This window comes from Mucilaginibacter sp. UR6-11 (genome assembly GCF_020880695.1).
Classification (GTDB): Bacteria; Bacteroidota; Bacteroidia; order Sphingobacteriales; family Sphingobacteriaceae; genus Mucilaginibacter.
In genome coordinates this window covers 1-11,497 of record NZ_JAJIWO010000005.1, presented here as the reverse complement: position 1 = coordinate 11,497, position 11,497 = coordinate 1, and the positions used below count along the sequence as shown (strand labels likewise).

Below are 11,497 nucleotides of genomic sequence, written 5' to 3'. Positions count from 1 at the left end.
GTGACTTACAAAGTATTAACATCGACACGTTTGGCGATATTACTGAAATAGACATCTTCAAGGTTTGGCGGGGTAATCACAAAACCATCTTGAGGCGTACCGCTTTCCATCAGGATACGGATATGTAGCTTTCCTGATTTCAATTGCGTGGAAATGACGCTGTAAACATCATTGTAATATTTAAGTTCACCCTGGTCGATCGCTTTGGAATAGACCTTGCCGTCGAGCTGCCTGACCGCGGTTTCAGGTTCACCGGCATAAAGGACTTCACCCAGGCAAATGATGGCGAAATTGGAGCAGAGTGTACTGACATCTTCTACAATGTGCGTCGACAGGATAACAATGGTATTTTCGCCCAGTTGGCTCAGCAGGTTGTAGAAACGGTTGCGCTCCGCCGGGTCAAGGCCGGCAGTTGGCTCATCGACAATAATCAGTTTGGGATCACCGATTAGCGCCTGGGCAATGCCAAAGCGTTGTTTCATCCCGCCGGAGTAAGTGCCCAGGTGCTTTTTACGGTCCTTAAATAAATTGACCTTTTCCAATAATCCGCTTACCAGTTCTTTTCGCTCACCGCCGTTAGCCACGCCTTTGAGCTGCGCGATATGATCCAGCATGCGCTCGGCCGAAATTTTAGGGTATACGCCAAACTCCTGGGGCAGGTAACCCAATAATTGCCGGACACGCGTTTTATCCTTCAAAACATCGAGCTCGTCCAGCAGGATACTGCCGCTGTCGGCCTCCTGCAAAGTGGCAATGGTGCGCATCAGGGATGATTTACCGGCCCCATTAGGGCCAAGCAGACCAAACATGCCGTTGGTCAGCGTTAGCGACACATTTTTGAGCGCATGTACACCGTTGGCATACGTTTTTGAGAGTGAATTGATGACTAATTTCATGGTTGTATGTTTTTAATAAATGGTTTGGAGGCCAGGCCATCCATAGCTAAATGAGCGCCGTCGGCCAGCTTATAATTTGTTGTTCCATGCGTAATGCCCTGTAAACGCAGCAGGCTGTAATTACGGATGTCCAGATCTGCCTTATTGATTATATTGCCGGCGCCAATAGTCAGCGCAGAACCGGCATGCCGGCTGACACCCGCGACAACATGGAGTTGCCGGAGCTGGTTATTTTCCAGGCGTACATTAGCCGCAAAATCTTCCTCGATATACAGGCTGTCTGCCTTAAAACCCGAAACCAGCGTAGGCTTCCAATCGGGATCGCGAGCGGAAGTGTCGGTAACCGGATGACCGGCAAAGGTATAACGGGCATTCACTTTAAGCACCTGCAGCTCAGGACATCGCACATAGACCACATAAGGCGCGTTGACGCCCTGGTAATGTTCCGGAAACTCCGCACTGATATGCAAAGTGCCATTTTCCTGCTTGAGTCTTAAAAAGCCTTTAGCCTGTGGATTAACGCGGACTTGAAAAGGCCCTTGTTCTATTTTAAGGTTTGCAGCGGTAGCCGCATCGAGTTGGATACGGTCGAAAGCGCTTAAATCCAGCTGCTCAAAACCATAGTAAGGTTTTTTGTAATCTCCTTTTAAGTAGGCCGCGCGTAAACCAAGATCGTGTATAGCCAGGCTGGCTAACAAAACCAGTATTGCGGCAATAAATATTTTCGTGCTTTTTTTCATGACTTCGTTTTTCTCTGTTCTTCTTTAAATGCCTGATACTGGCGGGCGATCTCATCCAGCGGGATGTCCAACAGGTACAGCTGTTTAAAAAAATCCGGCAGGTATTGGGCCGCGAACTCCTGTTTGCGGTGCGCCTTCACTTTCTCTACCGCGTCATCGGCCATAAAAAGCCCGACACCGCGTTTTGTATATAATACACCCAGCGTTTGTAAAAAATCGTAAGCGCGCATCACGGTATTTGGGTTCACTTCCAGTTCTACGCCAAGGTCGCGCACTGACAGGATGCGCTGACCGGCGGGCCATTGACCGGTGATGATCTTTTCGCAGATCAGGGCCGCGATCTGGACATAAATAGGTTCGTTATCTTTAAATTCCATCTGACGCTCCTATACTACTTGTTTTTCTTTCATTTTATAATAAGCTGAGGCCCAAAGCAGCAATGAAACCACCAGACTTACCACGACAACAACTGTTGCCGAGGAGGCATTTTCAACGACGTAATACCTCCCGTCGCTCATCAAACTCAGACCGGCAAACGGAACGTCAACATGTACAAATTGAGCCCCGGTAAGCTGATGCAGGAACAGATAGTTAAGTAAGAGCAATACCGCGTAGGCCAGGAAAAATAAAAAGGCAGTTTTGATAAAATGCAGTCGTTTAAACGCCATGGCGCCAAAAAGAGCGACCGCATGCAGGAAAGAATATAAGGTGAACACCGCAATCAATACATCCCGCCCCGGACTTGATATCATAAAAGCTCTGTTTCCCCAGGTCCTGAAGTTCGCCAGCCCGTACAGCGCTGTAAAAAACACCAACGTATAAACAAGGATAAACAGCACATAAGAATACAGCCAGCCAACCAAGAATTTTTCTAACGTGGTAGCCGGTAAAATAATAACTGCCGAAGCTTTGTTCTTTTCGCCAAAATCACTGAATATCGTGCTGGTAAACATCGTTCCGGACAACAATAGCAGCATGACAAAACAGACATTCTGAAAACCGGCATCAGGCGGGTCAGGCATCAGGACAAACAAAAACCCGCCGCCAAACAGCATCACGCCGACTAATACCGCTGTTGACATCAGGTAGGTACGATAATGTTCGGCGCTGTGTTTAATAAGCAGTCGCAAAAAACGCTGGAAGAAGAAATACTTAGACATGGGTACCTCCCTCCTTCAAAATCTCCAGCAAAGCCGGGTTACCGGTAACTACGGCATTAAATAAAAGTTCCAGATCCGTGCGGCTGTATTTGCCTGTAGTATTACGGGCGATCACGTAGTGTCCTTTCAGGGTTTCTTCCGAATAAATTACATCCAGGCCCGTCGTATCATCAAAAAAACCAAAGATCAATTTGTCACTTAATTCATCAACCAGGACGTTTACGGTAACCCGCTCCTGGTCAATCAGTAGAAGCGTATCGATCAGGTTGTCGAGGTCCCTGACCTGGTGCGTTGATATAACAATACAGCGATCGTCAGAGACGGCAGCAGCAATGAGCTTGCGAAACTGGATCTTCGAAGGGATATCCAAACCGTTGGTGGGTTCGTCCATGATCAGCAATCGGGTACCGGTGGCTAAGCCGAAGGCAACCATGGCCTTTTTTTGCTGGCCATAGGATAACTTATTCATGGGCCGTTTTGGATCGACCTCCAATAACTGCAAAAAATGAACGAATTGGGCCCAGTCAAAACGGGGATAAAAAATGGCGGTGTTATTAACAAACTGTTCGGGGCTAAGCGCCGGCACATAAATATCTTCAGGTATAAAATAAAGCTCCTGCAAAACGCCAACTGAACGCAGTGCCGTATTCTGACCGTTCAGCAGGCACGCCCCGGCGGTAGGAAACACTAAACCGGCCATACATTTCAGCAAAGTGGATTTGCCGGAGCCGTTTTTACCCAGCAAACCATAAATATGCCCCGGCTGCAGGTTGAGATTGATATCGCGCAATACCCGCCTGTCCCCGTGGTACGCAAAATTAAGTTGATCGATTTTAACCATATTAGTGTATTAATATGATAATACACTTCAAAAGTAATTATTCTTTTATCACTTGCAAATATTTTTGAAAAATTTTACCAGAATCAACACAATAACTATTTTAAATACAAGCCGAAGGTCAAAAAAAAGCAAACAACAAAGCCCTGCCAATTTCCTGGCAGGGCTTTACCCCTCTATTTACCGATACAGAAAGTTATGTGTCGTTGATTATTAGATAGTTATGAGATTTGAGTTACAAAATAGTAACAAAAAATAAGATAAGCATTATTTTATTGATAATCAAGATGTTAATAACTTTTTTTGCTCACTTTCTAACAGAAAAGTAAAAAATATTGACTATCAGATAGTTATGGATTTTTTAGTTACAAATAAGTAACAACATTTCATAAAAATGTCGATTCGGACAGAATCAATGGTAGGTGTCTTTGAATACGGAAGTGCTAGTTTTCTGGCCCCATATTTTATGGCCGGTGTGTTTGGGTTTTTCGAGGAAATGTTGGTTACGGGTGGCGAAGTGCTGGTTAATAGTTTGCCGGCATTCTTCGGGGATTTGGTAGTCGTTGTTGTGGATGGATAAATTTCTTGCGGATGCGGTTGGCTTTGGATACCGGTATCTTGTCCATAATTAGTTCTCGGGCAAACCGATGATGCAGGAGGCGACCCGGCTCCACATATTGACAATCAAAGGCGCATGATTTAGTATTTTTGCCAACATCTCATCGCTAAGTTCAATGGATTTATCGTTTTTAAGATCTAACAGGGATAAAACCTTTCTATCCCTCTTACCCTGTTTCCGTTTTTTTTCTGCCAGAATAGGCGTAAAAATATCCAGCCATTGCTGGGAAAAATGATAATAGTCGATATTATCCTCGGTATTGACAATTTTAGGATCGAACATTTCCAGGATATCCCGGATGAGTTTACGGCGCGGTATATTTTTAGCGGCCTGTTTCAGTTCCCGTTCTAAAATTACTTTGGCCACTTCAATGGCCCGTTTGCGTTTGCTGGGTAGAATATTGATCTCATTTCGCAACAACAGCTTGATGTATCGGTCCAGTTCCGGCTGGACATCATCTGACCATTTCATTTCCCAATGTTTGGTGCCGTTGATATGGGAACGTAATTGTTGACAAACTTCGCCCAATTCAATAGATATCTTTTGATTGTCATCCACAAAATACCAGCGTGGCGAAATGGCTTTTGTCCCTTTTACTGCCAGGAATATCCAGGGTTTTTCAGAACGCCCTATGCTGAGTTTGACTTTGACGCTGGCATCTACATCCTTCCAGGTCTCATACGTTTTAAGGTCAATCAGTGTATTTTTCCCTTCATACAATTCGTGTACACTGGTAAACGCATCCTGTACACCGGCCCACAAATATTCTTGGTCTTTATTTTCCTTGATCGCTTTAATCATTTCGTCCGGCTTGATTACCTTTTCCATATGCTTGTCCATGATCTCATCGGGGATGGTAAAGTTGGACCCGATCAGGCTTTCGGTGTCAAAAGAAGTCTTGATCAAGCGCTCATCGGAGCGCAAGGCGAATTCGATACTATCCAGCGGCCAGTAGACTTTGACCTTATCATGAGGGCTATCCAATCGGTCGATACGGCCGATGCGTTGTTCCGCAATACGAAGGACACTGGGCATATCTAAGAACATCAAAGCGGAGGCCTGCTGCAGATTTACTCCTTCCGACATCGAATCGGAGCAAAGTGCCAGTACATTTTCACTGGTGGAACCCAAGTCGAATTTTTTCAAGATATTTTTCACGGTAGTTTTAGAGGAGGCTCCCGTCACCACATGATGGGTGATTACATGGTTGGAGTGATGCAGCTCAATAAGTTTACTCAAAAAATCGAGTGTCAGCACCGTACTGTCGAAAGCCAGCACCAGCTTATGCTCTTTGAAAAGTTTTAATAATTCCCCAACCTTTTTTAATTCACGGGCGGGACTCAAATTGATAGAAAGCTGGGCGATCCTTTCATAAATACCGATCTCGTCATCGCAGACCTGCTGATATGCCGCCAAATCGGTCAGCCATGCCGGGCAAACGGGTTTAAGCTGGTTTTTAGGTAACTTTTCCCTTAGCTTGCGCAATGTCCCGATCACATTGCCGGATTTATCTTTGGCCGATTTGAAATCATATTCTGTCAGCGCGGCCTCCGTTCCTTTGACATGTTCCAGCAAGGCGGCTTTTGAAGAGCGCATTTTAGCCTGGATATTGTATTTCGACAGCGCTTTAGCTGCCCTTAAACGTACCTCAATATAATAAGCTTCGTCTTTAGTTTCCAGGTCATCGGGTTTGATGATGGCCTGCAAATAAATCAGTCCGTTCAACTTGTCGGCCAGTGTATTGACCTCGGCGGCAATACGCCGGTCTTGAACTGTTTCACCAGTCTTATAGATCTCAGGTGCATTTTCCGGGTAACGGCATTGTTTTCCTTCGCGGTTTACATATAAGTGGGGTTCTCGTTCGATCAGTTTATTGAGCTGAGATTTCGTTCGCCGGACGATGAACTTCTCGATGTATGTTTTGAGTGCGCCAAATTCGGGGGAATTGCTTTTAATATGCCGCTGTTTTTTTAAGGCTTTAAAATCCTCCAGCTCCTGATCACCCAGATTATCTACTCCAAGCAATTCGATCAGGCGCATGAGATCTTTGGGGCGCTTATTGATCGGCGTTGCCGTCGCCAGGATGATATTATCGGATGTATGTTCTGCCACACTCATACTGCGATAGGAATGCAGATTTAAAAAGTTATGCGCTTCGTCTACAACCAAAATATTGGCGTTCCGGATCTCTTTTAAATGCGTACCATGACTGTCTCCTTTAGTATAACTCAGAGCCCCCATGGAAATTTGACCACTTTGCGAAAATTCAATATCCACAAATTCCTTGTGCCAACTGTCTTTTACTAACGGTGGGCAAATGGTCACCGCGTAAGATTTATTCCGCCGCCCGGTTTCCCACAGCCAATGATAAAGCACCAATTGCAGGGTACTGATCATTTTGGTCTTACCTGAACCCGTCGGATCAGCGACCAGTACACAACCCTGTGTTTGCAAAATATACATCGCCTGGCCCAAACCCAGCCGCTGGGATGGCCATAATTTCAAGCTGTTAAGTTTATTATACAGTTCCGGGATGTCATTCAGCCAGGGCTTGTCCAATAATTCGGCGATGGCCCGCGCCAACGCCTCCTCCCAGGTCACCAGCTTCAGTAAATTCTTCAGCAGTTCGATAATCGTCTCGTTATAAGACTTGGCTAGCAGATAAAAATTCTCTGCGATCTGTTTGACCTGTCCGTATTGTTGCTGTTCGACTGGCTTCAGCGGATCATTCGCCAGTCTTATATTAGCTTCTCGCTGGATGGTTAGGCCGTTTCGGCTGAAGTTCGCCGAACCCAGTACAACATGCTGTTCACCTACATAAATCTTAGCATGCAATTTATCTGATAAACGAAAACAGATTTTATCTGCTTTGATCAATTCTATCACTTTAATCACTACGCCACCATTCAGCAAGGAATAATGCTGTCCGGCCCAATACTCCTTTACATCCTGATCTAACTCCGCACGCTTCCACAACTTCCGTTCCCGCAATTCCGGTTCAAAACCCAGTGCGATGCGCACCTCCCGCAACCGATCAAAACTAACCCGCCCACCAAACAATTCAATAATATGCGCCAAAGATGTAAACCCCGTCACCACCAAATATGATTCACTGGCCGCAATATCCGCCTCTACCACCGCCAGTACCGTGCGTTTAAAATCCCCCTCTTTTAAATTCAACGGAAACAAATACTGATCCGGCCACACGACCAATGGCGGCGGCGGATTATCGAAGTCCATCAGCTGCTGATTGACAATAGGAATTATGATCTTGGCGCGTGACACATTCAGGAATTAGGATGATATTGAAGGTAATGATAATTAACAACTTATCGCTAACAACTTTCGCGTAACTTCTTGAGCTATGTCTATTTTATCACGGCATTGCCTTTATTAACGAATTTTAAATAGGCTTCACGTTTGTTTTTAAAATGGGCTACAACCGCGTTAGGAATAACCAAAATTTTAAACTCTCTTAATTGATTGCATGTCTCGGCGGTATAAACTTTTCCATCTGAGGCTCTATATAAAGTATAGTGCTCCGGTCCAAAACTACTCCCATAATAATTATTTACAGATTCGGAAATTGCTTTATAGAGCGGCACCCGACTGTTCATATCAAAATCTGGGGCGATTGATTGAACAACTTTGCCGTCGTCTTGAACAACCTGTAGCTCGATCTTATTTTGCACTGATTGATTGGTTTTGTTGATGATGTCGGGAGAAAAAAAGTACATTAAACAAAAAACTGCCAACGCTCCGCCCGCACGAAGAAATTTTTGATATTTGAATTCTATGAAACCGGGAATTAACGAAGCGAAACCAGCAGCGCCCAAAGATAAAACCAACCAAAATACACCAGATTGGAATGCGGTAGGAAAAGGTGTAAAATAGGCGAGATAAAGTATCCCCACCAAAAAAACAACACCAATAATGGGTAAAAAAATAGTTTGAAATTTACTTCTCATTCGATAATTGGAAAAGGTTTGTTTTATCTGATTAATATACTCTGTTCTGACATCAGCGGGTAAACTTTCTACCCTTTTGAAAGCTTCGGCTACAATATCAACTTCTGTTGCGAGCCCTCCATTATAACTAAATTTTAACGGCTTGCTCATTTTTCAAGCTCGTAAGTGATATCAACGTAATAATGATCCCGATCAAAGCTGTTTCCCTCAGGATCAGTAATCTCTTCGGGAATGCTATGCGTGTCGTCAAAATCGCCTAAAAAATCATTGCCAGCTGTTGCAAAAACCTTATATTTCTTATGGAGGATATTTTCCTTTTCGGCTAAGGACAATAAAAAAAAAGCGTCGGTTTCGGGTATATTTAAAACCGCAGACAAATTATAAGGCGTGATTATAACTGCATCCTTTGCCTGCCTATTTACTTTCTGTAAATAAGACTGCATAGAATCAATAGCACTTTTGAAGAGCCTAAATTGAGTTTTGTATTTCTCTAATCTTGCTAATTCCATAATCAAGCTCTTTGGCCAAACATCCGCGTTGCACCCTAATTTGAGAATATTTGCGGTAAATCCGCATAAAAAGATCTTTTTTCAAGGCGCCCTCGGATTCCTTCGAAACCCAATACCCTACCAGATCCTCGGATAACCAAGTTTCTGATCCTGTAGCCGCTGCCCCGGCATATTCCGGTAAGTTACGAATATCTGCTTGAGTAGAAGATGTAGCAAATGTTTGTTTTGCATTATTGGTAATAGTAGTTACCCCTTTTGTGATTCTGAATTTGCTTAACTCATTATTAGCGATATGATTGGCCAGCCGATTCAAATTCATATCCTGGAAAACAAGTGTCGGAAACAATTCAGCCAATAAGTTTTTATAATATTGTTCAAAAGAGCTATCTGTTGCTTTGCCTGCATCATTCTTGTGTTGGTGAAGCATCTTAGCACTATCACACCGTACTTGAACAAAGCCATCCTTGGGATCAATAAGATAGATAACATTTACTCGTTTCGCAGTTCTGACAATTTTATCATTTTCAATATCCATCTCAATATCATACTGGATCTCGGAATATTTTAATTTGATAATATCTTCGTCCCAAAATAGATAAATAAAGGTTGGTTGGTTAGAAGTTACTAGGCCATTCACCCATTTTTTATCGGAAGGGGCAATTCTGTGTTTGATAAATAACTCTTTTAAGATTTCCTTCTTTCCGGCTAATTCAGGTAGATTCATTAAACGCATCAAAAAAATCTTCTTGTCACTGTTCTCATCGAGTTCAGCAATCGCAGTATTAAGCTGTTCAACTGATAATTTACCGTCAGCAATTGTTAATGCAATTGCATCTAAAAAATTATCGGCCGCCGACATTTCAACTTCATTTTCCTTCATCCACGATGACATAGCAGAATAGCCAATACGTGAACAATCTTTAATTAAATTTTCTGACAATGAGTTGTCACTATTTTTCATGCGGTATAATTGTTGAATTTGATCATCTTATTTGATGAAATATTGAATGCATAAGATTTATAACTATAAATATCGCGTATTTATATAATAGATACAAATAACTGCACCTTTAAAAGCTTTCCCATAACTTAAGTTGGATACATAAGTGTTGGCAAATGACTGATTGTTAGGAAATAACATAGCATACCTTTAACTTGTGACCTATATTTGAATGATAAACCTGGTCATGAAAGTAGAAAGAATAACACCCCAAAAATTTAGTGAATATTTTAAATTAGCTGATGGCAGATATGATTTTTTAGACATCTACGCCTACCAGGATATTCCCTTATTTCTCGACCCATTCGGACTCTCGGCGATGAGGGATACTTGGTCAAAAGAGTGCGAAGATCAAATTGCAACTTACTTCCAGTATCTTTTGGACAGTATTAATAGAGGGGATAAAAAGACAGTGGCTAAGTTGCTCAATGCCCTGCATGAGGTGGATGAAATAGCATTAGGATACTCAGCTAACGAACCAAGCGGCCGGGGTATTGGTAAGATGCAGGCATTAGAAATTCAATCAGCTTTTGAATCAAGCGAGGCTGCTAAATCAGGGGATATAAAAGATATTGCTGACTGTGCGTTGTTGATTCCTGGCATAAGTCGCGATAAAATTTCTGATATTACTGCAAATATTCTAAAGAAGAAGCTTATTGAATTTACTCAAAAACAATGTGCAAAACATCAAATACCGGTAAGCAGGGTTGCCGTAAATAACGCTTTTGATTTTGAAAACTTCAATTTTATAAGCTATTATGCTGACCTACCGGTCATTAATGGGAGAGCCAAGATCTTGCTGCCCATCCATAGCGTTAGGCGAGACCCAGAATTAAGTAAAGATAAATATTATCGAAATTTTGTTTTGGAGTTTTTAAGGGCTGAACACGAGCATGCGGGCGACGCATTAGCCACTGTAATGAAAAATGGCTCTGTAATCGTTAGAATAGGTGATCTTAAAGACAAATATCCTTTGAATGTTGATTTTCTTTACGAATTTTCAAAGCTCCATCCCAAAATCTTAACAAAGTATAAGGAAGAATTGCGAACTTCTGCGTTGAAACAGGGCGGCAAAGTCCAGTTAGAAACAAAAAAAAGAATTCTTAATTCGACTGAACGCAAGTTAATTATGGCAGCCATTAAGCCAGGTAATCAAGACGCTGGAAATTTCCATAAAATCGCTTTTGATAATTTAATTCAAATTTTCGGCAATAGATTAACGAATCCTTTGCGTGAACGTGAAATTAATGAAGGGCGAAAACGGATTGATATCGTTTTTAATAATGCTGATAAAAACGGCTTTTTTTATGATTTAAATAATTTACATCACATCAAGTGCCCCAAAATCCTTATAGAATGCAAAAATTACGGTCATGAAATAGGTAATCCCGAGGTCGACCAATTACTTGGACGTTTTAGTACGCTGCGTGGAAAATTTGGAATTTTGCTATGTCGAAGTATCGCAGACAAATCTGCCTTAATTCGACGTTGCAAAGATGTCCTCAATGATCACCAAGGAATTATAATCGTTTTAACAGATCAAGACATCGAGACATTGTTGGTATATCGAGATCAAAATAATGAGACTAACATCGATCGTTTCATGTCCACAAAATTGGATGAGTTAATTATGTAGGATTAAATTGTAATAGCCACTACTTGATCTGACAGTTATTTGGTTTTAAAAGTTGTCAGATGTGATTTGTGAATATAGCTTTTTCTCGTCTAAATGCATCGACTCAGATTCTTCTGAGCCCTTTTTGTAGG

The 11,497-nt window shown here is 42.4% G+C and carries 11 protein-coding genes; 2 read left to right on the top strand and 9 right to left on the bottom strand.

Features of this window, described 5'->3' with window-relative positions:
* Positions 1 to 5: 5 nt before the first annotated feature.
* From LJ658_RS12640 to LJ658_RS12620, 5 genes are read right to left on the bottom strand one after another with little or no spacing between them, the layout of a single operon-like run.
* Positions 6 to 896: an ABC transporter ATP-binding protein gene (locus LJ658_RS12640; RefSeq protein WP_230546881.1), complete on the bottom strand. Its 891-nt coding sequence runs from the start codon at positions 894 to 896 to the stop codon at positions 6 to 8.
* Positions 893 to 1,636, bottom strand: coding sequence for a hypothetical protein (locus LJ658_RS12635; protein WP_230546880.1), 744 nt, complete (start codon positions 1,634 to 1,636; stop codon positions 893 to 895). The genes LJ658_RS12640 and LJ658_RS12635 overlap by 4 nt, the downstream gene beginning before the upstream one ends.
* A complete protein-coding gene (locus LJ658_RS12630; protein ID WP_230546879.1) occupies positions 1,633 to 2,013 on the bottom strand; it encodes a GntR family transcriptional regulator in 381 nt (126 codons plus the stop codon). Before LJ658_RS12630 ends, LJ658_RS12635 begins: the two co-directional genes overlap by 4 nt.
* A 9-nt stretch (positions 2,014 to 2,022) precedes the next feature.
* Entirely contained in the window at positions 2,023 to 2,796 is a 774-nt protein-coding gene (locus tag LJ658_RS12625; protein WP_230546878.1) for a hypothetical protein, read from the bottom strand.
* Positions 2,789 to 3,637: an ATP-binding cassette domain-containing protein gene (locus tag LJ658_RS12620; RefSeq protein WP_230546877.1), complete on the bottom strand. Its 849-nt coding sequence runs from the start codon at positions 3,635 to 3,637 to the stop codon at positions 2,789 to 2,791. The genes LJ658_RS12625 and LJ658_RS12620 overlap by 8 nt, the downstream gene beginning before the upstream one ends.
* 391 nt (positions 3,638 to 4,028) lie before the next feature.
* Here LJ658_RS12620 and LJ658_RS12615 point away from each other — a divergent pair, with 391 nt between their 5' ends.
* Positions 4,029 to 4,214 carry a hypothetical protein gene (locus tag LJ658_RS12615; RefSeq protein ID WP_230546876.1) on the top strand — a complete coding sequence of 62 codons (186 nt, stop codon included), beginning with the start codon at positions 4,029 to 4,031 and terminating at the stop codon, positions 4,212 to 4,214.
* Positions 4,215 to 4,262: 48 nt separating this feature from the next.
* Here the strand turns inward: LJ658_RS12615 and LJ658_RS12610 are convergent, their stop codons facing one another.
* From LJ658_RS12610 to LJ658_RS12595, 4 genes are all read right to left on the bottom strand, one after another.
* Positions 4,263 to 7,538: an SNF2-related protein gene (locus LJ658_RS12610; protein ID WP_230546875.1), complete on the bottom strand. Its 3,276-nt coding sequence runs from the start codon at positions 7,536 to 7,538 to the stop codon at positions 4,263 to 4,265.
* Positions 7,539 to 7,621: 83 nt separating this feature from the next.
* Complete coding sequence (locus tag LJ658_RS12605; RefSeq protein WP_214070730.1) at positions 7,622 to 8,371, bottom strand: hypothetical protein; 750 nt, start codon at positions 8,369 to 8,371, stop codon at positions 7,622 to 7,624.
* Positions 8,368 to 8,730, bottom strand: coding sequence for a hypothetical protein (locus LJ658_RS12600; RefSeq protein WP_230546874.1), 363 nt, complete (start codon positions 8,728 to 8,730; stop codon positions 8,368 to 8,370). Before LJ658_RS12600 ends, LJ658_RS12605 begins: the two co-directional genes overlap by 4 nt.
* Positions 8,690 to 9,691 carry a hypothetical protein gene (locus LJ658_RS12595; RefSeq protein WP_230546873.1) on the bottom strand — a complete coding sequence of 334 codons (1,002 nt, stop codon included), beginning with the start codon at positions 9,689 to 9,691 and terminating at the stop codon, positions 8,690 to 8,692. The genes LJ658_RS12600 and LJ658_RS12595 overlap by 41 nt, the downstream gene beginning before the upstream one ends.
* 226 nt (positions 9,692 to 9,917) lie before the next feature.
* Between LJ658_RS12595 and LJ658_RS12590 the strand changes: the two genes are divergently transcribed.
* The gene (locus tag LJ658_RS12590) at positions 9,918 to 11,366 is read left to right on the top strand and encodes a hypothetical protein (RefSeq protein WP_230546872.1); all 1,449 of its coding nucleotides are present in this window, start codon (positions 9,918 to 9,920) and stop codon (positions 11,364 to 11,366) included.
* The last annotated feature ends 131 nt before the right edge of the window (positions 11,367 to 11,497 follow it).